The organism is Radicibacter daui (assembly GCA_030657355.1).
GTDB classification, from domain to species: Bacteria; Pseudomonadota; Alphaproteobacteria; order Radicibacterales; family Radicibacteraceae; genus Radicibacter; species Radicibacter daui.
In genome coordinates this window covers 1,268,404-1,290,766 of sequence record CP131056.1, presented here as the reverse complement: position 1 = coordinate 1,290,766, position 22,363 = coordinate 1,268,404, and the positions used below count along the sequence as shown (strand labels likewise).

Here is a 22,363-nt window from a genome sequence, read left to right as displayed (position 1 = left end):
CGCCAGCAATCGCCCTCGCCGCGACTGCCCGTAGCGGCGCTTGTGCCCTCCGGGCAAGGCCGCTTAAAATCCCCTAACAATGATCGAGCGGCACCGCTCAGAAACGGCCGCGATGGTTTGACGCCCGAGCCCGGAATGAAGATGAGGCAAAAACGGTGGGGACAAAACCAGTGATCAGCCCGCAAACGGCCTCCTTCAGGGTTGCAGGGCGCACCATTCAGGAAAATCTGGATCGCGCCATGGCAGAAGGCCGGATCGTTGTGGATGAGGATGGCCGGTACCGGCTTGCGCCGAACCCAGGCACATCCCTGCTGACCAGCGACACGCCCACACTGATCAAGTATGGTCCTTCGCCCCCGCCTTGCCAGTTCCTGAATGACTTCCTGTTCAAGGCCGCCTATGGCGGTGCGCAGGTGCCTCATGGCTGCCGGTCCTGCTACAAGATTCTCGTCTGGCCTGCCGATTTACGCGGCCTCATGGCACTCAAACGTATTTTCGAACCGCTTCCCTGCTCGACCAAAGTCCGCAACGAGGCGCTGGACGCCCGTACCCCCAACACCTATCTCGGCGTCGTCTACGCCGATGGTCTGGAGATGGCACGGCAACTTCATCGGGATCTGCGCACCGCCATAGACACCGAACCAACCCTTGGCACCGCCATCCGCATGGAAATCCGGCGCGGCTGCACCAATTACGAACAGTCCTGCGGCCCCTCGGATCGCTACAGTTTCGACCCGGCCCTGGAGGCGATAGAACAGGAGCTGGCCGCCCTGTATCGCGCGCCGCCGCCACCGCTCCACCCCAAGGCAAAACGCGATGCCGCCGCCCTGCTCCGCCTGATCCAAATTGCCTTCCAAATAGGGGATGAGACCTATAAAGACTTTAACGGCGGCAAAGGCTTGCGGTTCGACCCGGTCGCCTACGATGTCGACAGTCCGGAAGACGACGGGGCAGGAAGGAAAGCGTAATGCTGGGGTTGAACGACAGGGTGCAGGCCAGGCCAGACCTGCTCTCCGTTTCCGCTGATGGCGAAATGGTCATCCTCGACACGGAAAACAGCGTCTATCTCAACCTCAACGAGACGGCGGCAGAGGCGCTGCGCCGGCTTGAGACGGCCAAGCGGCTTGGCGAACTGTGCGACGAGCTGGTGGAAGTGTTCGACGCCCCGCGAGAGGAGATCGAGCGCGATGTCCTGGAGATTACCCGCAAGATGGTCGAGGCCGATCTCGTCCGCATCGTCTGAGGCGCGCGAACACACGCGATGACATTCCACTACTACGCCTATGGCCTGCACCTCGACAGCGATATCCGGCTTCCGGGCTTTCTCCCCTGGCCGGGACCGCAGGATGCACCGGCCGATGTAGAAATCCGCAAGGGACCGGTACCGGAAACGCTTGCCGGAACCACCTATCAGGGTCCGTTCCTTCAGGTGGCAGGAGCAATGACCGCCCGTTATGCCATGCGCGGAATTGCGGCCTACCTGATCGAAGACGGCAACCGCATCACGGTTTCAGCGGAACCGGAAGGGACGGAACAGGATGTTGCCCTGTTCATGTCCGGTACCGTGTTCGGCGTGCTTTGCCATCAGCGCGGCCGGTTTCCGCTGCATGCAGCCTGCGTTGAAATCGCAGGCCGTGCCGTGGCTTTTGCCGGCGATTCCGGCACCGGCAAATCGACCCTGGCGGCGGCCCTGTCGCGGCGGGGCTTCCGGCTGCTGGCCGATGACGTATCCGTCATTGACACTCACGCCCCGGACGGCCCCATGGTAATGCCGGCCCTGCCCCGGCAAGGATTGTGGCAGGACAGCCTCTCCGCGCTCGATCTTGTGCCGGGCCGGCATATCCGCTCAAGCGAGGAGCTGGAAAAGTTCGAAAGAACCGTCGGAACGGAGTTCCTGCCCGAGCCGCGTCCGCTCGATACAATCTTCCATCTGAGAGTCCACCGCCTTCCCGGTAAACCGGTCGTCGAGCGGCTTGCCGGTTTTCCGGCAATCCAGGCGACACGGGCACAGATCTACCGCCTGCATGCAGCCCAACGGATGGGGCTGGAACAGCGCCTGTTTCTGGATGTCGGGCGCATCGCTCCTAAGGTTCAGCACTATTTGCTCCGGCGGCCGCAGAATTTCAAAGCCCTGCCCGACTTCATTGCGGCCGTACTTGATACGGTCGGCCAAACCGCCAGCCCGCCATGAAACCCGGTCTCTTCTGGATCGCCTCCTTTCCGAAATCCGGCAATACCTGGGTACGCCTCGTTCTTGCCGGACTGCAGGCAGGCGGCGGGGATATCGATATCAACCGGCTTGGCGGAATCGAGGATGCAATCTCCTCCAGCCGCCGGCACTTCGACATTTTGCTGGATATCGACAGTTCGCTCCTGACCCAGGCTGAAATCGAGGCGGCGAGACCTCATGTCTACCGGCAGCAGGCGCAGGCGCTGCACGCCACCGCCTTCCGCAAGACGCACGAGGCCTGTATCGAGGTCGGTGACGGAACACCCCTGTTTCCGCCCGACATCACCGAGGGCGCCATCTATATCGTCCGCGACCCGCGCGACGTTGCCATCTCGCTGGCCCATCATGCCGGTGTCGCGATCGACGAGGCGATCGGGAAGATGGAATCACCCGGCTATGCGCTGTCATCCTCCCGCGACAGGCTGGACGTACAGGTCCGCCAGCTTGTCAGCGACTGGAGCAGCAATGTCACAAGCTGGCTCGACCGTGGCCCTTGCACCCCCCTTCTGATCCGTTATGAGGAGATGCTGGCCGATCCGGCAGAATCGATCCGGCGCCTGGCTGCCGCAGCCGGACAGCCCGCCCCGGAGGCCGTGATCGATAGCGTTGTGCGGTCAACCCGTTTCCAGGAACTGCAACAACAGGAGCTGGATAATGGTTTCATTGAACGCCCGATGAAGGCAGAGCGTTTTTTCCGGGCCGGCACGGCCGGCCAATGGCGCCGGGAGCTGACGACGGATCAGATCAGCCGCATCGAACGGCGGCATGGGGACGTCATGGAACGGCTCGGTTACCTGTGATCTCCAGACCCGGCATGCCCGCCTCAGCCCACAGGACAAACTGGCCCATGGCCATGGCCGCCACAGCAAGCCGCAGGGATATGGCATCGGTCTGACCGATCAGGCTTGCCGAGGAGGGCAGCCCGTCGAGCGTAGCGCGCAGCCAGGAGATGTCGAGGAGCTCCGACACCGCCTCTGACCGGGCCATAGCGTCCAGCGCCGCGCGCAGGGACTGCCGATTATTCCAGATCGTTGTCGATAGCTCTGGCGCCTGGCGCCCCCGCCGTGCCTCTCCGATCACGTTGGCCGGCACCCGGTCGGCCAGAACCCGCCGCGCCAGAGAGCGCGGCATGCCCTGCGCCAGATACTGGGCCGGGGGAATGGCAAGGCAGAACTCCAGCAACGGCCGGTACCCCAGTGGATCGCGCAGATCGATCCCCTGCCAGTGCCGCGCGAACGAGCTGACCATCCGCCTCCCCTCGACCAGACGCTCGAACAGGAGCAGGCGTTCACGCAGATCACGCGAGCCTGCATTATCCGGCTTTAACGGCAGCTGGCGATGGAGTTCACCGACCGCCGGCCCCAAATCGCCGGGGCCTTCATCAGGCCACCACGCCGTCCGGAAGGCCTGACGCAGCAACCGCGTCGTTTGCAGCCCGGACCATTGCCCAAGTTCTCCGGCATGCCGGAACAACGAAAGCCATCGCCCCTGCCGGGCCAGATCTGTCAGATGCCGCAGGCCGCCATGAGACAGGGTGAGGTTGCCACTGGTACCGGCCAGTACCGTCCCGGCCCCCAGGCCCCGCACTCTTTGCCGCCCCGCCTCGAACCAGCTGCGGTCATAAAGGTTGGAAACGGGAGAGCCGAGCCGGGCAAAACGCGCAACCGGATCCAGATCCGCGGCCGTCGGAGCCGTTGCCTCCACTCTCAGGGGGATAATGTTGGGATAAAGGCGCGCTACCGCCTCGGCATGCGGCCATTCATCGTGAAAGACCCGGCCCGTTTCCGGCAGCTGTCGTGCCTGCCCATCCGGCACCACCGTGATGCAATGGACGGGACGGGAGGGATTGAGGCGGGCCGCTGTAGCAGCAACAGCCGTAGAATCGAGGCCGCCGGAAAGTTCGCAGACAAGGGGACCTGCCACCCGGCAATGCGCCGCCACGGCCTGGTCCAGCAGGTCACGCGCGGCCTCTACATACTCGCAATCGCGGGCAAAACGCACCCGGCGCGACAGATCCGGTCGCCAGTAGCGCTCAACCTGGCTTCCCGCCTGAGACCAGCGGAGCCGGCCTGCCGGCGGCAGCTGCTGGATCTGGCGGTACCAGGTACGGCCATCGGAGGGCCATTGCCAGTGCGCCGAGGCGGCAATAACGGGCAGATCGAGATCGCGTGGAACGCCCGGCGTGCGCAGCAGCAACGCCAGATTGCTCGCGAAGACGATATGGCCGGACATCTCATGATAATAGAGCGGACGCCCGCCCGTGCCGGCGTCGCACGCAAGGATCAGTTCGCGGCGCCTGCTGTCCCAGGAGGCCAGGGCAAAATCGCCCAGCATCCGATGCAGCGCCGCCTCTTGCCACCGGGTCCAGGCGGCGGAGACAAGCGTGCTGTCCGGCATCGTGTCGGACAATTCAAGGCCCAGCAGGCGCGCAAGATCGTCCCGGTTATCTAGGCGGCCATCGAAACACAGCAGAAACCGCCCGCCATCCACCCGAAGTGGCCAGGTTTCAAACTCCGATTGCGGCGTGTCCACCGCGCCCTGCTGGATGAACAGGACTTCTTCGTCACCCAACCTGCTTAAGGTACCCGAAGCCCCTGACCCGGCGACAAACGCCGGAACCGCCCGGACCTGGGCCTGCGGCCCGGCAAGCCCGTATATCAGGCCCATGCCGCAACCCGGCTCGGGCGATCGTGCCGGGCGATCAAAGTATTATGACGACTGGGAAGCGTTCGACACACTCGTCGTTTCACAGGTGGAACCGCTGCCACCGGCCGTGGCCGAAACCGGCAGCACGTCGAGGGTTGGCTTACGCCAGGCGCGCCGCGTCCCACATTGCGTCTCCGCACCCTGAGCGTCCGGGTTCCCCCGATCATCACGGTCCACGGTCAATACTCCCCTTGAGCTTTGAATATTCATGTAATTATTGCATCAACCACCGGCATGTACAAGCCGCCCTGTCCCTATCCGGCCGAGCTCCATATCAAAGACAGATGTGTCGGGCCTTCCGCCTCTGCCTGGAAACCGTGCCGCCTGTAAAGACCTGCCGCCCGGCCGTTCGTGCGGGCGACGCTGAGACGCAGCGCCCGGCCGGTTTCCCTGGCCTCGTCCTGCAGCGCCACCAGGATACGACTGCCGATCCCCTGCCCCTGGCGGGAGGGCAGCAGGGCGATGTCGATCAGATGGACTGCCTGCCCCGCGAAATCCACATAGAGCCGCCCGACCGGTTCCCGTTTCGCCTCTATCACCAGGAAACGGGCCGCCGGATAGCGGCCCGTATAGTCCAGATGCTGGGCTTCGAACTGGGCACGGCAAAAGTCCCGCCTTGTGGCCTCTGGCCAGTTGAGGGGCGCCAGTTCCGCCTCGCGTCCGATCCGGTACAGGCGCCGCAGGAAAGGGAGATCCATGGTTCGTGCCGGGCGCAGATGCACGCCCGGCACAAGCAGGTCCGCCCCGGAGGGTCGCTCTTTTGGAAAGATCAGGGCCGCAGTCATGGAGATGAAATCAGGGAAATTCGGGATATTCCCCGTCCCAGGCGATACAGGCATTGAGCACGAGATAAGGCTGGCGGTTCTCGTGCGAGGTTGGCGCCGTGCTATAGGCCGGCCCCATAACCGCAGGGCTAAAAGTGCCGTTGGCCTCCGCTGGCGTCGCCGCCCAGAACTGGTTGGGGCTGATGTTGCCCAGCATGGCCCCGGCGACGGCCGTACCCGTGTTCGATGGCGCAGCTACAAAAGAAAGGTTGTGGGTGTGGTTTGGCAGGTAGCTGGTGCTGTTCAGGGTCACCGTATCGACGCCATAGGCACCGCCCGGAACCCAGGCCACCGAACCACCCGGCGCCGTCCCCAGGCCTACGGGAACACGTCCCGACAGATTAGGCAGGCCAAAGGTGTCCCTGCCGTCACCGCCATAGGTCGTGCCCATCAGGCTATACAGGGCCGGGAATTGCCGGACGGACTGAAGGCTTCCGTCACACAGGAACCAGCCCTGCGGTGCCCAGTTCCAGGGAAAAAAGCAGATCTGTCCAATAAAAGGCGTGCTCATGACTGTTCCTCCCGCTTCTTCGTCAGGGCTTCACCGGAAAAAGGCCGTTGATACAAATTATGTAACGCAGGCCAAGCCCGGCCATCAGGTTCAGATGCGCCGCATTGCCTCCGGCCGCCTGAACGGTGGTTGGGTCCAGAGCCAGCAAGGTCGGGGAAGCCGGAACGGGATTCACATAACGCCTGTAGGTGCTGGCGGCGTTACTGCCATAGAACAGGCCCGAGGGGGTCTGGGTGCTGTTGGCCTCGGTGGTGGCAGAGAAGGAATGGTCATGGGGAGGGATCGTCGCTTCCGTCAGCGCCACCCCTTCCGCGCCACCAGCCTGCCCCACGGTCCGTACGGTCAGGGGGGGACCACCTGCGGGCGTCGTGTTTGGCACCGTCATACCCGCGCCCTGATCGACCAGAACGCGGCCATTCAGGTTGGGCAGGGCGAATGTCGTTGTGCCATTCCCGCCATAGGCACCGCCGATCAGGGTAAACAGTATTTCGTTCCCGGAAACCGGCAAAACGGCACCGTTGCAGAACGCCCAGCCGACCGGAGGATTGGAATGGGGATAGGGAACAAGGCGGATTTCGCCGACATATGCATCGCTCATGATGTCTTCTCCTTCTACGCCACCAGCTCAGGGACGCTGAGGGTAATAGCCGGTCAGCGCGATCGCGGCGCTGGCCACCTGGAAGGGTTGCATGTTGTTGTGAGCCGCCCCTCCGCCAGTGTCGGAAACAGTCCGGCCGTCCAGGGCGACCAGCTGCGACGCGCTGGTCGCACCGGCATACATGGTTGTCGGGTCAGGACTGCCAGGATTCGGCCTCTTGCCCGTTGTCGACGGGACATTACTGGCGGCGGCGATGGAGCCCACATTGCTGCTGACGTTGACCCCATGACTGTGTGCTGGCAATTGCGCTGCCGTCAGCGCCACCCCTTCGGCTCCGCCATATTGCGCGATCGGGTAACTGGCCCCCGAAACCGGTGAAACTCCCATTCCCACTGCAACGCGACCGCGCAGATCCGGCAGCTTGAAGGTCGTCACCCCGTCCCCGCCGTAATTTTTGCTGATCAGGCTGTAGAGCGCCTGATTCTGGGTGATCGTCAGCGTTGACCCGTCACAAAGCGCATAACCTTGTGGAGCGTAGTTGAACGACGTGAAGATGATTTGTCCGACATAAGGTTCTGACATGGGATCCTCCCGATCCTTCCCTTTGGGATAAACGGAACAACGAACGCCCGATATCTAGTCAAAGACGGCGTGATAGATGACCCCGTCTGCGTCTGCCCCCACGGCTGTGATGAAAATATCCATCGGCTCAAAGCCGGCGGTCGCCATGTTATACAGGCCCTGTGGGAGAATGACTTTCAACGCACAACGAAAGACAAGCGTAAAAGGGTTTTCGCGAAAGTAATTGTTACGCTTGCTTGTTTTTGTAGATACCTGGAGCAAATCCATCTCCACCTGCGCCTCTGCACGGCGGGCCGTAAAGGTATTATTAATAAAAGGCATAAAATGCGTGTACTCCACCCTCTGCATTTATTGCCCCCGACCCGGATGATCACTTGAAATGAGTACTCTGGTCATATTTATAAATCATTAATTGCTCGCTTCGGATTTTGAGCGACAGATTAAGGTAAATCCATGGCGCCAAAATCAGACGGCGGGCGGGCAGACAAGCATCATCCCTGTCGGTTTTTCATCAATGCCGTCAGGAAGCCGCCTTGCGGCACACGGCAACTAGCGTTTCCCGCAGCCAGCGATGGGCCGGGTCAGCCTCCAGCCGTGGATGCCAGATTGCGCAGATATTGAAGCCGGGGAGCGGCAGTGGCGGCTCAAAACTGGCAAGGCCGGTCACCGCCCCCTCGCTGGTAGCCGAAGGGTTACCGAGGCAGGAAAGCGGCACCAGCGCCACGAGATCGCTGGCACGGGCAAGGCGCATGGCATCCATATATCCCGGCACGGTGACCGCCACCCGCCGCCTGAGGCCCCGCTCCTCCAGCAGAGGCTCGATCGGTTCCCCCTGTTCGCCCGGACGCATTGCCACCACATGCCGGCAGGCGGCATAGGCCTCTACCGTTACCGGCCCCTCCGACAACAGCGGATGCCCGCTGCGGACGACACAGACATAGCGGTCGCGAAACAGCAGCTGGGTGCGCATTTCCGGTGCGGAGGTGACAACAATGCCGATCTCCAGATCGATCGGCCCTTCGCGCAGCGGCCGGGCGTCCCGGTCCGGCTTGGGCACAAAATGCAGGCTGACCTGCGGCGCGGCAGCGCAGACAGCGGCCAGCAGCGGGGCGGCCAGTAACTCCACGAACCCGCCGCCGGCGCGCAGGACAAAGGTCCGTTCCAGTGTCGCCAGATCAAGCCGGGTGATCGCCGGCCGCAGAAGCGTGCGTGCCTCAAGGGCAGCTGAATGGACGCGCTCGCCCAGTTCGCGCGCATAGGGCGTCGGCACCAGCACCCGGCCGGCCTGTACCAGCAGCGGGTCGCCGGTAACCTTGCGGAGCCTTGCCAGGGTGCGGCTCATTGCCGACGGGCTGAGACCGAGCCGACGGGCAGCCCTGGTTACACTACATTCGGCCAGCAGCACATCAAGAGCGGTGAGGAGATTGAGATCCACGGCCGGCCGCATCTCGGGCTGATCCATCGGCACATTCCACGCAGGGCGTTACATGCAAACATCTATTGCATTCCGTGCGTCTGGTGCAAAGGCGGTGTGAGGTCATATCAGCAGGCAGGCCCCGCAAATAAAGGCACCCTGCCATGACCCCTTCCTGCGCTACCGCCCGTCCCTCTTCTTCCCGCCCCACCCTCCTGCTTGTCGGCGCCTCGCGCGGCCTCGGCCTTGCCATGGCAGCCGAGTTTGTCGGCAAGGGATGGCAGGTGATCGGCACCGTACGCGGCAGCCGTCGCACACCGCTGCACGATCTGGCCGAGGCCCATCCGGATCAGGTCGAGATTGAAACCCTCGACATCTGCAAGCCGGCAGAGCTGGCGGCGCTGAAGAAGCGCCTTGCCGGCCGGCGGCTCGACATGCTGTTCGTCAATGCCGGCACCGCAAACCCGCAGCCGATGCAGACCATCGGCGAGGTTTCGACCGAAGATTTTACCCGGCTGATGATCACCAACGCCCTGAGCCCGATGCGGGTGATCGAGGCACTGGAGGAGCAGGTGCCGGAAACCGGGCTGATCGGGGTGATGTCCTCCGGCCAGGGCAGCATCGCCAATAATGAGCGCGGCCTGCGCGAGCTCTATCGCGGCACCAAGGCGGCGCTCAACATGTTCATGCGCAGTTTCGCCGCCCGTCAGGCCGGCACCGGGCGCACACTGGTGACGATGGCACCGGGCTGGGTGCGCACCGAACTGGGTGGCCCCGATGCACCGCTGACCATCGAGGACAGCATTCCGAGCCTTGTGAACGTGCTTCTGGCCCAGCAAGGCAAGCCGGGCCTGCAATATCTTGATTATCTGGGCCGCACGGTGCCGTGGTGATAGCGCTGCGGGTCACGCCGCTTCGGCGATGGTGAAGGAAAAGACCCGGCGCAGCTCCATCTGGCCCATCGGCGTAATCTCCACCGCCCGCCCCTCCCGCTGGCGGCGCAGCCAGCCAAGATCGGCAAGGCGGCTGGCCAGCGCGGCGGCAAGGCCACCGGCCAGATGCGGCCGGCGCTCGCTCCAGTCCAGACACGGGCGGGCAAAACAGCGCTTCTGGCGGGCGATGGCGGCGGCATCGATGCCCAGGCCGGCAAAGAACTGCTCGCCGCTATCGCTGAGGCCGAACCCGGTGCCATGGGTGCAGAGATGCCCGGCATGGCCGAGATGATCCATGATGGCCACGCCAAGCTGGCCGGCCAGATGGTCGTAACAGAAACGGGCCCGATGCAGGTCGGCGCCAATGCGGGGGCCATGCCAGCGCGGTGCCGGCGCACGCACCTTCCCGGCCAGCGTCATCATCGTCTCCAGCGTGGTGGCGACCAGTGGATCGGCCAGATGGAAATAGCGGTGGCGCCCCTGCTGCACGCAGGCGAGCAGGCCCCCCTCCACCAGCCGGGCAAGATGGCCGCTTGCCGTTTGCGGTGTGACGCCGGCAGCAAAGGCCAGTTCCTTGGCCGTGCGGGCCCGGCCATCCATCAGCGCCGTCAGCATGTTGGCGCGGCCAGGATCGCCCATCAGGGCGGCGATTTCAGCGAAATACGGTCCGTTGTCGATCATGGCCCGGCCCTTTCAGCGGAGGAATGAAGGATAGGGCCCACCGGCGGCAGCCGTCACCCGGCAAAGCTTCGGAGATGCCCGAAACATCTCCCGCCCCTTCGAGGCAAGGATGGGCTGGCGCCGCGGGAATGCGGCACACATCCCCGAAGGAGGCCCCGCCATGACCCTCACCCCGATACGACCCCTCCTGCAATCGAGGCCCTCCCGGCTGCGGGCGCCGTTCGGCGGCGGCCTCCCGAGTTTCATTCTGCGGCTTGCCCTGTGGCGCCGCCGGGCCCGTACCCGCCGGCAATTGGCAAACCTCAGCGACCATCTGCTGACGGATATCGGCCTCAGTGCGGCCGAGGGCCGGCGGGAGAGTGCCCGACCGTTCTGGCGCAGCTGACCGCTCCCCCGCGACAATCGCAAGAAACAGGTGGCAGAGCCGGCGGCGATGCTTCTAATGCAGCAGCGGCAACGGCCGACGATAAAAAGGGAAACGCCAGAGATGAACGCCTCCCCCCCCGCCATCCGCCAGACCATGAGCGCCCGCGACTGGGCGCAGCTTGTGCTGCTGTCGGTGCTGTGGGGCGGCAGCTTCTTTTTCGCCAAGGTGGCGGTGAAGGAAATTCCGCCGATGACACTGGTGCTGGGGCGCGTGGCGATTGCAGCGCTGCTGCTGGCGCTGGTGCTGCGCCTGCGCGGGGTCGCACTGCCCAAGGAGGCGCGGGTGTGGGGCGCCTTCCTCATCATGGGCCTCCTCAACAACGCCCTGCCCTTTACCCTCATCTTCTGGGGCCAGACACATATCGCCTCCGGCCTTGCCTCCATCATCAACGCCACCACGCCGCTCTTCACCATTCTGGTGGCAAGCCGCTTCACCCAGGATGAGCGGCTGACGACGCGGCGCCTGGCCGGCGTGCTGATCGGCTTTGCCGGCGTGGCCGGCCTGATCGGTCCAGCGCTCGGCGGCAGCGGTATTTCCGGCAGCCTTGCCGGTGAGCTGGCCTGCCTTGGCGCCGCCATCTCCTATGGGTTTGCCGCCGTGTTCGGCCGGCGCTTTGCCCGCATGGGCGTGGCGCCGATGAGCGTCGCCTTCGGGCAGATGACCGGCTCCAGCCTCATCATGCTACCGATGGCGGCACTGGTGGACGGGTTCTGGCAGTTGCCGATGCCCGGCACCGTTTCATTGGGGGCACTCGCGGCCCTTGCCGCCTTCAGCACCGCCTTTGCCTATCTCCTGTTCTTCCGCCTGCTGGCGAGTGCCGGGGCCACCAATGTCGCGCTGGTGACACTGCTGGTGCCGGTCTCGGCCATCCTGCTCGGCGCGCTCTTTCTGGGCGAACGGCTGACGCTGGCCCAGTTCGGCGGCATGGCGGCAATTGGCGCCGGCCTCATCACCATCGACGGGCGCCTGCTCGGCTGGCTCGGCGCAAGGCTACGCCCGGCGCGGGGATAACCACGCCGGGCTAAACTATTTTGGGCCGGCTGCGAGCGGATGACTATTCGGCCGCAGCCCGGTTAACTGCCGGAGCCAGCTTGCCGCTGAAGAACTTGCCGAGAACCGTCACCGCCTCAGCGACGTAAGCGGCGCCATCGTAAAGCGACATGTGATTGGCGCCCTCGATGATGTGCATGGCCTTCTCGCCACTGGCGGCACGGCGCAGCAGGTCGTCACTCATCCATTTACTGCCGGCGACACTGCCCGCCACGATCTGGAGCGGCTGGGTCAGATACACCTCGGCCATGTGATAGGCATCGTAGGTGATGATCTGGTTGAGGCTGCGCAGCGCCGCAAAACCGGGGGCCGTCGCACATTCGGCGCGCGGGGTATGGTAATATTCCCAGGCCTCACGCAGCTCCTCGTTCGGAGCGTCCTCTTCCTTGAGCGGCGCCAACGGCATGGTGGCGATAGAACCACCGGAAGCATCGGCGGTGCGAGCTGCCGAGCCGGCCTCGATATATGGCAGCGCGTCGATATCCTTGACCGTGCCTTCCCATCCGTTGCGGAACATGGCACCGATGTTGACGGCGCTGACTGTGCCGACTGCCTTGATGCGGCGATCCTGGATGGCAGCGTTAATGGTGTAGCCCGCACCCGCGCAGATGCCCATGGCGCCAATGCGATCATTATCCACGTAGGGCAGTGTCGTCAGGTAATCGATGACGGCGCTGATATCCTCGGTACGGACGTAAGGATTCTCTAGCTGGCGCGGCTCACCGGTGCTTTCGCCCTGATAGGAGGCATCAAAAGCGATGGTGACGAAGCCATATTCTGCCAGCCGCGCCGCATAGGTGCCGGCCGTCTGCTCCTTAACGCCGCCACCGGGATGGGCCACGACAATGGCGGGGTACCGGCGCCCCTCGGCAAAACCCTCTGGCAGGTTGATGACAGCCGACAGGGTGACGGCCGGATTGTTGGAATTGATGAAGCTGACCTTGGTCATTTGAGGTTCCTCCTGACATCGGATCGGCACCGGCGGTGCGACTGACTGGAAGAGTAAGATCGCTTCGGTTATCACTCTATGGCGAAAAAATGCATAAACCTATAAGTGAGATAATAAATGCAGCGCGAGGAGATGGCCGACCTTACTGCTCTGGTAGTGGTCGCCGAAGAGCGCAATTTCACCCGGGCAGCGGCCAAACTGGGCCTTTCGCAATCCGCGCTTAGCCAGATCGTACGGCGACTTGAAGAACGGCTGGGCGTGCGGCTCCTGGCCAGAACAACACGCAGCGTGGCGCCGACAGAAGCCGGCGAACGGCTGGTCCGCACGCTCTCGCCGATGTTGCATGACCTTGACCAGAGCATTGCCGATCTAAGCGAGTTTCGCGACAGGCCGGCTGGCACGGTACGCCTCACCACAGTGGAACATGCGGCAAAGACCATTCTTTGTCCGGCTCTCACCCGGCTGCTCACCGACTATCCTGACATCACCGTAGAGATCATCGTCGATTACGGGCTTGCCGATGTGGTTGCCGACCGCTTCGATGCCGGTGTGCGGCTGGGCGAGCAGGTAGCCAAAGATATGATCGCCGTGCGCATCGGCCCGGATATCCCCATGGCCATCGTCGGCTCACCCGGATATTTCAGCCGCCATGCATGGCCGGAAAAACCCCGGCATCTCGTCGAACATCGCGGGATCAATCTGCGCCTGCCCACCTCTGGCATCCTGAATGCCTGGCGCCTGATCGAGGATGGCCGCGAGGTACGCGTGCGGGTGGACGGGCCGCTGGTCTTCAACACCATCGACCTCATTCTTGACGCAACGCTCGGGGATCTCGGCCTAGCATATCTGCCGCTTGATCAAGTGAAAACGCACCTGACCAGCGGCAGGCTGGTGCAAATTCTGGCAGGGAGCACGCCGCCCCTTCCGGGCTACCACCTCTACTACCCGAGCCGCAGGCAAGCCTCCCCGGCCTTCAGACTGGTCGTCGATGCCCTGAGATATCGCCGATAGAACGGGCCCGACGCCCGCCTCCTCCAGCGACGACGCGATCACCGCGCCGCGCGAGGCCATGAAATAAAGGCCGAGATGGTGGGCGAGCGCCTGTGGGTACGAAGCCTTGGGCGGCAGGCTGAGGTCATCCGGCTGGATGGCGCCAACCAAGCTGTTGATGCAATCCTCATCGAGGATGGTGACGCCGGGGCACCCCAGGCAGGCAGGGGCCGGCACCAGCATTTCAACCGCGCCGCGCAAAGCGCAACAACACAGGCCTGTCGGGGCGCAAGGTGTAGTTGGCATAAGGCTTGACCCCGCCTTCCTCAACGACAAGCTCGAGGTCGCGCAGGGTGGTAGCCAGCATCAGCATGGCTTCCGTCCAGGCCAGATGTGCGCCAAGGCAACTATGATGACCGGCAGAGAACGGCATAAAGGCCGCCGGATGACGTGAGCGCACCTGAGCCGGTAGAAACCGGTCAGGATCAAACTCATCAGGCCGATCCCAGCAGCTGCGATGCCGGTGCAAACCATAAAAACAGATGGCGATCTGCGTGCCGCCAGGAACGGCCAGACCGGCCAGCTCCATGGTGTTGGGGGCCTCGCGATTGACCACAATAGCGGCCGGGTAGAGCCGCATTGTCTCGTCCAGAATCCGGCCCAGCAGGGCCATCCGGCGCAAGGCGGCAATGTCGAGAGGCCCTGAACCAGCCTGCTGGCGGACTTCTTCCGCGGCGGCTGACTGAAGGGCCGGATGAAGCGCCAGCATCAATAGCGCCCAGGTAATGGTCAGGGCGGTACTTTCATGGCCAGCCGTTAAAAGGAAACGCGCATTGTCTTCAACCTCCTGCTGCGTCAGCGGGAAGTCCGCCGGCAGCGTGCGCCGGAATGGCGTTTCTTCAGCCAGCGGATTGGATGGCCGGAGCAAAAGACTGGTTTCCGCAGCCCGGTGAATGGCCGCCGAGGTGGCAGACAGCCGACCGGACGCACCCGCCTCGAACAATGTCCTGGCCATCTCGAACACGGCCGGCGGCGGGACGGGCCTCCCGGCCTCGCCAAACATGATCTGCCAGACGACACCAAAGGTAGCGCAAACCGAAGCTTGCGTTACGTCGATGGCCTGCTCCTGGTCTGCTGCCTCAAACCAGGGTTCTGTCACCTTCTGGATCGTCGCCAGAATAAAGGGAAAGTAGTCGGGCAGCTTCTGTGCACGAAACAACGGAGCCAACGCCTTGCGGTGGGCCGTACTGCGCACCCCCGTATCGGTAATGACATTCTCGCGTCCGGTGCCATTGCCGGCAAAGCGCTGCTGCAACCGCGAGCGCGGCAGGTCGCGGACATCCGACCTGACCGCCGCTTCCACCAGGTCAGGACCCGTCAGGAAAAGCAGGGGGCCCGTCGTGGTCTCAAGGAACACATAGGGATGTTCCAGCACCTCACGCGGCCAGTAGGCTTCCGCATCCAGCATCGCCCGCAAGGCCGTGGTCGGACGAATTTCAGCTTTCGGGCGTAGTTTCAGCGCCGGAGGGGTGGACATCAGGCCAGTTCCATCGCGTTCCCTTGCACAGAACTGCCACCAAAAACCTCGGGATCTGTCTCGGGGCGCAGGAAAATACGGCCGATTGTCAGCACCATCCCGATCCAGTCAGCAAAGCCGGAAAGGGTCGCGATATGCTCGGGCCGCGGTGAAAACTGGCTCGACCATCCACCCGAATATAAACGACAATTCTGGCAATCGACCGCGGGTGTACAACATTTGACCGACTGCGGTTGCAGATCCATCCCGTAATACTTGAAGCTGCCGCCAATCCTTGACCCGCAGTCCTGCGCAAAGCCGGTTTGTGGATCAAGGTCGTAGAGCGGGCCGCTGCGAGTAGACCAGCGATTATAGGCCGCCGAGTATATGACCGTGTCCGGGAAATCATCCATAGCCTGCGCCAGCACATCGCGGACACGATCCAGATCCCCGTCGCTCAGGAGCAAGGACTGCTCCGGCGTGCTGATCCGGAAGAACGCGTCGTCATTGCCGGTAAAGGATTTCAGCCGTCCCAGCAGGCTGGTCGTCGGCGACCACAGATTAAAGGTGACGGGCAGTCCGTAGTCGCGGCAAATCCGCGCCATAAGCGGCACCTGATCGATATTGGCCGGATTGACCGTATACAGAATGATGGCTCTGTTATCACCCTGATACAGGCGCAAAGCCTTGCGAAGGGCACTGCCGCCACGAAGCCGGGCATCGTCGCTCTCCTCCGCCGCCCAGGCCGATATGCTTATCCGGAACGGAATGTCAGGGTCCAGGCGGACAGTACCGTTGGTGCCCAGATTGCCGCGCCGGAAGTAACGTGCCGCAACAAGCAGCCGCTTCTCCTCCAGGGCAGGCTCCGCACCAAGAAAGTACGGCATGGTCACGCCCCGGGAGCGCTCCCTGGCCAGAAACCCATCCCATTCGGAATCAAACCGACCACGATGCCCGCCGCCCTCACGGAAGGTGGCCGGATCGAAATAATAACAGCCCTCACATTTCAGATTACAGCGGTCACTGATTTCGTAGAACGCCGGGCGCGCGAAGATATGGCAAATACGTACAGCAGCCTCGTAGCCACCCCGCATTTCGGGATGGTCGTCGAGGTGTTGACGAACAAGGCGAACACCCTCACGCACACGCGCCGCCCGACCGGCAGCCCCGCTATCCATAAACAGCAACCCGCACTGACGGGTCCCCTGCAGCAATATCAGCGCCGCAGGCCTGCGCAGCACCTCGTCCGGCAACATCCCGCGCCGTATAAACCGACGTCAGGAAGGAGCGCCCGATGGCAATGAGCTGTGTCCCGATCATGAAATACCTTCTCACGAATTCAACACTGGCGTCGCACGCCCCAAGGCACAGAATACGGGCTTGCCACGGCGAGCAATGATATAAAAAGATTAACAAAATAACAAAAAAATACGAAAATCTGCATAAAATATAACAACCCACAAGCAAACACCGTACCATCAGAATTTACATCACACAAAAAAATCCGTAAAAATTACGTGAACACCACACCCATACACAAAGAAACAAAAAATCATTAAAATATTATGATATTACCACACAAAAAATCGACAACATCTACCAAAAATATAACCAAATACATGAAACAGGTATAAAAAAATAGAAACCCCGGTCCGCAACCACTTCTCCCAAAAATCCACACGAAACCATCCGATATAAAAATCTTCAATCTCCTCGGGGCACACGTCACCAATGAAGACCAAGTTTTTTCTTTCTATATATTCAGATGTGTGCCCCCTCACTTCTGCCTATGCAATATCGCGTCGGCACGATCAGGCCATGGCATTGTGGAACAGAGAGGAAGACCGGTTAACACTCGTACGTTATTGGGAATTTGAGCGACTGACCGGCGTGAAGGGTCATGCCCTTTCCTTTCCAGACGTTAAATCCGCACACGAATTCATCAACATCGCCCTGGCGGAAGAAGGCCTTTCCCTGTCAGATATGGACGAAATTATCGGAACACCCGGGCTTTCCGATACATACACCCCACCTTCGACAGTTCTGTCGGGCCAAGATATTGCCTATCACTCTCTATGCCATCTCTATAGTGGCCTGCTGACAGATTCAGCCCTGTTCCAGAATGAGAGGATTTTGTGTTTATCTCTGGATGCAGGGCCGGACCATGTTGCCGATCCAGACGCCTGGGATAAACCACACTACGTCGGCGCATACTCCGATCGGGGCTCCATCACACCTTTCCCCGTACCTTCGCCGGCATTGTTATGGGCCTTGATGCGGGAACGATGCGGCCTGGCAGAAGGAACGCTGATGGCCCTCGGCAGCGCCAGCACGATACGCATCCCCGCTGAACTGTTCCCGCCTCCGCCCAAATTACACTCAATCCATGACCGCTTCGCCGCCGCCAAATGGCTGGATAATGTGGCCCGCGAGATCGACAATCTGGCGGACGGCGCGCCTGAGCAATTCAGTGATCCGGACAGTTTGCTCACGCCGGAAGAAAACCGGACCGCCGCGCTGGTAAAAGTCGTTCAGGCGGCTTCGGTGTCAATGGTCACAGAAACTGTGGAGCAGGCGCTAAAGCGCTTTGCCGTGAAGCCTGGGGACGTCCACCTTTGCATGGTCGGTGGCTTTGCCCTCAATTGCCCCACCAATGGCCAGTTGATGCGGCACTTCGGCTTCAAGGGCTTTGTGGCGCCCCCGGCCGTCAACGATTCCGGCATGGCGCTGGGCATGGGTCTCCATCATGCGCACCAGATTGAAAAAAACATCACATTCCGGCTCGGGACCGCGTTTTATGGACGAGACCATCACGCCATTGCCCGGACTCTTTCCACTTCCGCCCTCTCTTCCCGCATTGCCAGCATCGAGGCGACAAGACCGGAACAGATGGTGAAGGACCTCCTGAAGGCCCCCCTGGTCTGGTTCGACGGCAATGCCGAAATTGGCCCGCGCGCATTGGGCCATCGCAGCCTTCTGGCAGACCCAAGGCACCCTGGCCAAAAGGACCGGCTGAACCGGATCAAGGGCCGGGAATGGTGGCGGCCTGTGGCCCCCATAGTAATAGCAGAAAGAGCAAGGGACTGGTTTGCCCTGGCAGGGCAATCACCCTTTATGCTGCAAGCCGTGCCAGTTCACCCGCATCGCCGCGAACAGGTTCCCGCAGTCTGTCATCTGGACGGCACAGCGAGGGTTCAGACAGTCACAGAAGACGACAATCCGGCGCTTGCAGCCCTGCTGCGCGCTTTTGAGGAACAGACGGGCGTTCCAGTTCTGTGCAACACGTCGTTAAACGACAAGGGCGAGCCGATTATCGACGATCCGGAGCGGGCACTCGCCTTCGCTTGCGAGAAGGGTATCGAAGTCGCCTATATCTGCGGCTTGCGCATCCAGCTCAAGCCGGGATCAGCAAGTGGAGTTGCCGACAAGCCATTCGAACGACCCGGCTTGCGGCATTTCAGGCGCCCTCCGCCAGATGCCGAGTGGATGGCAACGCACAATCCGCACAACCTCTCGCGCAAAGAACTCATGGCCTATTTTTCCGATCCGAAACTCCGCGTTTACGACGTCACCCGGGCGGAGGATGTGCGCAAACTGCGACGCCTGCTCTCGGTCGCCTTGCGGCGCAGCGCAGCGGCCAACACCATGCTGGCAGAAACTGGACTAGGCTCCGGCGGCCTTCTCGTAGATTGAGAAACCTGACAAGACGGCATCACCGCGAGCCCCAAAATGATATTCCATAGTTTTCAATATCTATTGTTTTTGCCCCTCGTTGTCGCAGCACACTTCACCCTTCCCCATAAATTCCGGTGGGCATTGCTTCTTGCAGCAAGCTATTATTTCTACGCAGCCTGGAGAGTTGATTTTTTAATCATATTAATAGCGTCGACAGTAACCGACTACTTTTCCGGCCTGTTAATGGAGCGAGAAAAAAATACAAGAGTTCGAAATCTGATTTTAGGCTGCAGCCTTACTGTCAACCTGGGCCTTTTGTTTTTCTTCAAGTATGCCAGCGTCGTGTGGGATGCCATTTGCCGGCTCTCGACAGGGCTGCTCAACGCAGACCCGACAGTCTTCCGCCATTTCGACATAACCCTGCCCCTTGGCATCTCGTTCTACACCTTCCAGACGCTGAGCTACACGATCGACATCTACCGTCGCCGCATCCCCGCAGAGCGGCATTTAGGCTATTTCGCCCTCTATGTAGCCTTTTTTCCGCAGCTTCTGGCCGGCCCTATCGAACGGGCGGGGCACCTTTTAAAGGAACTGCGAAAGCCGCGAGATTTTGATTGGTCATGCGTCGGGCCCGCATATTTCCTGATCGTGCTGGGGCTGGCAAAGAAGCTTGTGATTTCCGATCGCCTGGGTGGGGTGCTGGCTCCTATCGTAGAGAGCCCGCTGGAATACCAGCCACTGGTGGTTTTGCTGACCGCACCCGCCACCGTCTATCAGTATTATTGCGACCTGTCCGGATACGCCGACATGGCCCTGGGCTCGGCGATGCTGCTCGGGATCAAACTAAGCCCAAATTTCGATCGACCGTTTGCAGCCAGTTCAACAATGCGTTTCTGGTATCGTTGGCACATTACTGTAACCGCCTGGTTTCGTGACTACCTGCTGCGCCCCCTCGCCAAACACGGCTCTGTCGCCAGCAGCAGACCTGCCGCCCTGATCCTTACCGGCATGGTGATCGGCCTGTGGCACGGCCCGACGCTCGGCTGGGCCATCGCCGGCTGCACGGTTGGCCTGCTGGCGATACCGGAAAGCAAATGGGCGCGCTGGCGCATCCGAAACAATGTTGGCCCTCGTACACCGGCACAGCGCTTTCTGTGGGACTGGGCTGGAAGACTCTATGTCTGGACGATCGTCTTTTTCCTGATCGGCATGCCTCTTACCTGGAGTAGCGTTGATATGTTGTGGGCCGTTCTGACGCATATAGCGACATTCGGCGCCGATGCGCCGCTCATCCATCCGATGATTTACACAAGTCGATACAATCTGGAGATTGTGATAATCGCCATTGCCCTGCTGGAACTCTGGCAATGGCTGGAGGCACGCGGCCTTGCCAAAAATATTATCAATGCGATGTGCCTGGAGGTGCGCTGGGTTATGGCTTCCAGTTTTGCCGCCGGTGTATTGGGCCTGGCCAATCTGAGCCAAAGCGGCTTCCTCTACTTCAAGTTCTAGATCATGAAAAAAGACAAGACCTACAAACCCTGGCGCTATTGCCTTGCGGCGGCACTTTCGATTGGTCTCATTTTAACATTGAATTATATCAGCCTTCATGTGTGCTCAGAGGATGAGGTTGAGCGCGATATACTAAGCGCCGGAATGAATGAAATAGATTCCGGACGTATTGAGGCTGTAAATATTGGCGCCTCAACAGCCTCGGCCCTGAATTTTTCCCGAATAGGTATTGCGGGTATTGATCTGTCATTCCAGCGCAGGGATTTACTCGAAAATGTCGCGCTCATTGAAATAGTCTTGAAAAGAAAACATGTGCCGGGCGCGATATTTCTGAACGCGGCGCCCATTAGCCTCCTGCGAGATAATGCCTGGAGGGCACCTTATCAGCGGCGGTCATTCTACAGGATAATAGCGCAGGAGCGTGGTTGGCGTCCGATTGGCGGAGATTGGTCCAACATGGTGCAGGGCCGGTTGCTGCCGCTGGCGCGGGCGGATAGCTGGAAGGCACCGCTTGTCAAACTGCGAGACACCCTTCTGGGATTGCCGCCCAAACAACTGCAGGAAAGTCGCTACGTCCCTCTCCCCGCACCGCCCCCCTCGACAGCGGACGATCCGGCCCGCCTGCTATCCAATAGCGGCTGGTTTGAAATGGAATTTGGCGATCTTGACGACGGCCTTTATTTCAACCCCGACACTTTGAATAAAAACGAATCCGCCCTGGAACAGATTTGCGACACCACAGCCCAATCAGGGGTTAAGTTGTTTATCTATTCAACACCACTATCGGATTTATACAGAACGAAAATTTCAAACTATACTTCAAAGGCACTGCCTTACTGGAAAAGGGCAACCACCCATTGCAAGCTAACTGGCGCAATGGTGATCGAACTGGACGAAGACCCATTGTTTGAAAATGCATATCATCTGTTTAGTGACCCCATGCACCTCAACACCGACGGATCGGCCCTTCTCTCAGAAGAACTCGCGAGACGGCTAAACTAGATCCGACGCAATCACCGCGCCGCGCGAGGCCATGAAATAGAGGCCGAGATGGTGGGCGAGTGCCTGCGGGTGCGATGCAGTGGGCGGCAGGCTGAGGTCATCCGCCACGGCACGCGGCAGGTCGTAGGTGGCGCAGGCGGGTTCATAGATCACCACATCGCGCAGCTTGCCGGCGATACCGTGATTGCGGGCTGACAGCAGTGCCAGCACGGCATCCATCACGCAGATATCGGTGCAGATGCCGGTATAGATGACGGCTTCCAGACCGTTATCGGTGATCCAGTCGAGCAGCAGATTGCGCCCGTCCGGCTGGATGGCACCGACGAAGCTGTTGATGCAGTCCTTGTCGAGGATGGTGACGCCGGATGTCCCGGTCAGCCAGGCAAGGGCCGGCACCAGTTCTTCATCCCCCGTGCCCTTGATGCAGTGCGGGGGATAAGGCGGCTCGGGCCGGTCGGCCTCATGCACGTCGCGCGTCACGAAAACCGGCGCACCCGCTGCGATAAAGCGGCGGGCTAGCCTGTCGGTTTCGGCGATCATCCGGGTGACTTGCGGGTTGGGCACGGGCGGGGCCAACGGGCCGCAGCCCACCGTGGCAAAACCGTTGACCTCATCAATGATGACAAGGCCGGTCTTGCCCGGTGTCTGCTTGTACGGCGCCGGGGCCACCGGCATATGCTGGCCAAGACCGGCCAGCAGTTGATCGATGGTGATAGCGCCGCTCATACGTTCCTGTTTCCGTTCCCGCGTTAGCTCCGGCTTGC

General features: G+C 61.3%; 23 protein-coding genes. 11 read left to right on the top strand and 12 right to left on the bottom strand.

Going from position 1 to position 22,363, the window contains the following annotated elements; all coding sequences use genetic code 11:
* Positions 1–170 precede the first annotated feature (170 nt).
* From QTL98_RS06105 to QTL98_RS06090, 4 genes are read left to right on the top strand one after another with little or no spacing between them, the layout of a single operon-like run.
* The gene (locus QTL98_RS06105) at positions 171–968 is read left to right on the top strand and encodes a hypothetical protein (RefSeq protein ID WP_445681339.1); all 798 of its coding nucleotides are present in this window, start codon (positions 171–173) and stop codon (positions 966–968) included.
* Positions 968–1,243 (top strand): PqqD family protein, encoded by a 276-nt coding sequence (locus QTL98_RS06100; protein ID WP_445681338.1) that lies wholly within the window; start codon positions 968–970, stop codon positions 1,241–1,243. Before QTL98_RS06105 ends, QTL98_RS06100 begins: the two co-directional genes overlap by 1 nt.
* An 18-nt stretch (positions 1,244–1,261) precedes the next feature.
* Positions 1,262–2,191, top strand: a complete 930-nt coding sequence (locus tag QTL98_RS06095) for an HPr kinase/phosphorylase (RefSeq protein ID WP_445681337.1) — start codon at positions 1,262–1,264, stop codon at positions 2,189–2,191.
* A complete protein-coding gene (locus QTL98_RS06090; protein WP_445681336.1) occupies positions 2,188–3,030 on the top strand; it encodes a sulfotransferase domain-containing protein in 843 nt (280 codons plus the stop codon). Before QTL98_RS06095 ends, QTL98_RS06090 begins: the two co-directional genes overlap by 4 nt.
* Here the strand turns inward: QTL98_RS06090 and QTL98_RS06085 are convergent.
* From QTL98_RS06085 to QTL98_RS06055, 7 genes are all read right to left on the bottom strand, one after another.
* Positions 3,005–4,801, bottom strand: coding sequence for an asparagine synthetase B family protein (locus QTL98_RS06085; RefSeq protein ID WP_445681335.1), 1,797 nt, complete (start codon positions 4,799–4,801; stop codon positions 3,005–3,007). The two genes, QTL98_RS06090 and QTL98_RS06085, sit on opposite strands and share 26 nt — an antisense overlap.
* A 389-nt stretch (positions 4,802–5,190) precedes the next feature.
* Positions 5,191–5,634: a GNAT family N-acetyltransferase gene (locus tag QTL98_RS06080; protein WP_445681334.1), complete on the bottom strand. Its 444-nt coding sequence runs from the start codon at positions 5,632–5,634 to the stop codon at positions 5,191–5,193.
* A 97-nt stretch (positions 5,635–5,731) separates the two neighbouring features.
* The gene (locus QTL98_RS06075) at positions 5,732–6,271 is read right to left on the bottom strand and encodes a phage tail protein (protein WP_445681333.1); all 540 of its coding nucleotides are present in this window, start codon (positions 6,269–6,271) and stop codon (positions 5,732–5,734) included.
* 22 nt (positions 6,272–6,293) lie between these two features.
* Entirely contained in the window at positions 6,294–6,869 is a 576-nt protein-coding gene (locus QTL98_RS06070; RefSeq protein WP_445681332.1) for a phage tail protein, read from the bottom strand.
* Between the two features lie 27 nt (positions 6,870–6,896).
* A complete protein-coding gene (locus tag QTL98_RS06065) occupies positions 6,897–7,451 on the bottom strand; it encodes a phage tail protein (protein ID WP_445681331.1) in 555 nt (184 codons plus the stop codon).
* A gap of 54 nt (positions 7,452–7,505) precedes the next feature.
* Complete coding sequence (locus QTL98_RS06060) at positions 7,506–7,799, bottom strand: DUF6916 family protein (protein ID WP_445681330.1); 294 nt, start codon at positions 7,797–7,799, stop codon at positions 7,506–7,508.
* Positions 7,800–7,971: 172 nt separating this feature from the next.
* Entirely contained in the window at positions 7,972–8,913 is a 942-nt protein-coding gene (locus tag QTL98_RS06055) for a LysR family transcriptional regulator (protein WP_445681329.1), read from the bottom strand.
* Between the two features lie 116 nt (positions 8,914–9,029).
* On the opposite strand from QTL98_RS06055, the gene QTL98_RS06050 reads away from it, so the two are divergent.
* Positions 9,030–9,758 (top strand): SDR family NAD(P)-dependent oxidoreductase, encoded by a 729-nt coding sequence (locus tag QTL98_RS06050; RefSeq protein WP_445681328.1) that lies wholly within the window; start codon positions 9,030–9,032, stop codon positions 9,756–9,758.
* Positions 9,759–9,770: 12 nt separating this feature from the next.
* Here QTL98_RS06050 and QTL98_RS06045 read toward each other — a convergent pair whose 3' ends face one another.
* Positions 9,771–10,478 carry an ArsR/SmtB family transcription factor gene (locus QTL98_RS06045; protein ID WP_445681327.1) on the bottom strand — a complete coding sequence of 236 codons (708 nt, stop codon included), beginning with the start codon at positions 10,476–10,478 and terminating at the stop codon, positions 9,771–9,773.
* A gap of 160 nt (positions 10,479–10,638) precedes the next feature.
* On the opposite strand from QTL98_RS06045, the gene QTL98_RS06040 reads away from it, so the two are divergent.
* A complete protein-coding gene (locus QTL98_RS06040; protein WP_445681326.1) occupies positions 10,639–10,863 on the top strand; it encodes a DUF1127 domain-containing protein in 225 nt (74 codons plus the stop codon).
* Positions 10,864–10,965: 102 nt separating this feature from the next.
* Positions 10,966–11,916, top strand: a complete 951-nt coding sequence (locus tag QTL98_RS06035) for a DMT family transporter (protein ID WP_445681325.1) — start codon at positions 10,966–10,968, stop codon at positions 11,914–11,916.
* 43 nt (positions 11,917–11,959) lie between these two features.
* On the opposite strand, the gene QTL98_RS06030 is transcribed toward QTL98_RS06035, so the two are convergent.
* Positions 11,960–12,904 (bottom strand): alpha/beta hydrolase, encoded by a 945-nt coding sequence (locus QTL98_RS06030; RefSeq protein ID WP_445681324.1) that lies wholly within the window; start codon positions 12,902–12,904, stop codon positions 11,960–11,962.
* A 117-nt stretch (positions 12,905–13,021) separates the two neighbouring features.
* Between QTL98_RS06030 and QTL98_RS06025 the strand changes: the two genes are divergently transcribed.
* Entirely contained in the window at positions 13,022–13,915 is an 894-nt protein-coding gene (locus QTL98_RS06025) for a LysR family transcriptional regulator (protein ID WP_445681323.1), read from the top strand.
* Positions 13,916–14,138: 223 nt separating this feature from the next.
* Here the strand turns inward: QTL98_RS06025 and QTL98_RS06020 are convergent, their stop codons facing one another.
* Positions 14,139–15,431, bottom strand: a complete 1,293-nt coding sequence (locus tag QTL98_RS06020) for a cytochrome P450 (protein ID WP_445681322.1) — start codon at positions 15,429–15,431, stop codon at positions 14,139–14,141.
* Complete coding sequence (locus tag QTL98_RS06015) at positions 15,431–16,666, bottom strand: hypothetical protein (RefSeq protein ID WP_445681321.1); 1,236 nt, start codon at positions 16,664–16,666, stop codon at positions 15,431–15,433. Before QTL98_RS06015 ends, QTL98_RS06020 begins: the two co-directional genes overlap by 1 nt.
* 475 nt (positions 16,667–17,141) lie before the next feature.
* Here QTL98_RS06015 and QTL98_RS06010 point away from each other — a divergent pair, with 475 nt between their 5' ends.
* The 3 genes from QTL98_RS06010 to QTL98_RS06000 are packed head-to-tail and all read left to right on the top strand — an operon-like array spanning position 17,142 to position 21,599.
* On the top strand, positions 17,142–19,103 hold the full coding sequence (locus QTL98_RS06010) for a carbamoyltransferase C-terminal domain-containing protein (protein ID WP_445681320.1): 1,962 nt from the start codon (positions 17,142–17,144) through the stop codon (positions 19,101–19,103).
* A gap of 36 nt (positions 19,104–19,139) precedes the next feature.
* Positions 19,140–20,597 carry an MBOAT family O-acyltransferase gene (locus tag QTL98_RS06005; RefSeq protein WP_445681319.1) on the top strand — a complete coding sequence of 486 codons (1,458 nt, stop codon included), beginning with the start codon at positions 19,140–19,142 and terminating at the stop codon, positions 20,595–20,597.
* A 3-nt stretch (positions 20,598–20,600) separates the two neighbouring features.
* Positions 20,601–21,599 (top strand): hypothetical protein, encoded by a 999-nt coding sequence (locus QTL98_RS06000; protein WP_445681318.1) that lies wholly within the window; start codon positions 20,601–20,603, stop codon positions 21,597–21,599.
* Here QTL98_RS06000 and QTL98_RS05995 read toward each other — a convergent pair.
* Positions 21,591–22,325 carry an isochorismatase family protein gene (locus QTL98_RS05995; protein ID WP_445681317.1) on the bottom strand — a complete coding sequence of 245 codons (735 nt, stop codon included), beginning with the start codon at positions 22,323–22,325 and terminating at the stop codon, positions 21,591–21,593. The genes QTL98_RS06000 and QTL98_RS05995 overlap by 9 nt on opposite strands.
* Between the last annotated feature and the right edge of the window lie 38 nt (positions 22,326–22,363).

Coding starts and splice junctions, on each gene's coding strand:
- QTL98_RS06020 (WP_445681322.1), bottom strand. CDS start 15,431: ATGTCCACCCCTCCGGCGCTGAAACTACGCCCGAAAGCTGAAATTCGT.
- QTL98_RS05995 (WP_445681317.1), bottom strand. CDS start 22,325: ATGAGCGGCGCTATCACCATCGATCAACTGCTGGCCGGTCTTGGCCAG.
- QTL98_RS06025 (WP_445681323.1), top strand. CDS start 13,022: ATGCAGCGCGAGGAGATGGCCGACCTTACTGCTCTGGTAGTGGTCGCC.
- QTL98_RS06055 (WP_445681329.1), bottom strand. CDS start 8,913: ATGGATCAGCCCGAGATGCGGCCGGCCGTGGATCTCAATCTCCTCACC.
- QTL98_RS06045 (WP_445681327.1), bottom strand. CDS start 10,478: ATGATCGACAACGGACCGTATTTCGCTGAAATCGCCGCCCTGATGGGC.
- QTL98_RS06015 (WP_445681321.1), bottom strand. CDS start 16,666: ATGTTGCCGGACGAGGTGCTGCGCAGGCCTGCGGCGCTGATATTGCTG.
- QTL98_RS06000 (WP_445681318.1), top strand. CDS start 20,601: ATGAAAAAAGACAAGACCTACAAACCCTGGCGCTATTGCCTTGCGGCG.
- QTL98_RS06030 (WP_445681324.1), bottom strand. CDS start 12,904: ATGACCAAGGTCAGCTTCATCAATTCCAACAATCCGGCCGTCACCCTG.
- QTL98_RS06075 (WP_445681333.1), bottom strand. CDS start 6,271: ATGAGCACGCCTTTTATTGGACAGATCTGCTTTTTTCCCTGGAACTGG.
- QTL98_RS06010 (WP_445681320.1), top strand. CDS start 17,142: ATGAAGACCAAGTTTTTTCTTTCTATATATTCAGATGTGTGCCCCCTC.
- QTL98_RS06050 (WP_445681328.1), top strand. CDS start 9,030: ATGACCCCTTCCTGCGCTACCGCCCGTCCCTCTTCTTCCCGCCCCACC.
- QTL98_RS06005 (WP_445681319.1), top strand. CDS start 19,140: ATGATATTCCATAGTTTTCAATATCTATTGTTTTTGCCCCTCGTTGTC.
- QTL98_RS06060 (WP_445681330.1), bottom strand. CDS start 7,799: ATGCAGAGGGTGGAGTACACGCATTTTATGCCTTTTATTAATAATACC.
- QTL98_RS06090 (WP_445681336.1), top strand. CDS start 2,188: ATGAAACCCGGTCTCTTCTGGATCGCCTCCTTTCCGAAATCCGGCAAT.
- QTL98_RS06100 (WP_445681338.1), top strand. CDS start 968: ATGCTGGGGTTGAACGACAGGGTGCAGGCCAGGCCAGACCTGCTCTCC.
- QTL98_RS06080 (WP_445681334.1), bottom strand. CDS start 5,634: ATGGATCTCCCTTTCCTGCGGCGCCTGTACCGGATCGGACGCGAGGCG.
- QTL98_RS06065 (WP_445681331.1), bottom strand. CDS start 7,451: ATGTCAGAACCTTATGTCGGACAAATCATCTTCACGTCGTTCAACTAC.
- QTL98_RS06040 (WP_445681326.1), top strand. CDS start 10,639: ATGACCCTCACCCCGATACGACCCCTCCTGCAATCGAGGCCCTCCCGG.
- QTL98_RS06035 (WP_445681325.1), top strand. CDS start 10,966: ATGAACGCCTCCCCCCCCGCCATCCGCCAGACCATGAGCGCCCGCGAC.
- QTL98_RS06070 (WP_445681332.1), bottom strand. CDS start 6,869: ATGAGCGATGCATATGTCGGCGAAATCCGCCTTGTTCCCTATCCCCAT.
- QTL98_RS06095 (WP_445681337.1), top strand. CDS start 1,262: ATGACATTCCACTACTACGCCTATGGCCTGCACCTCGACAGCGATATC.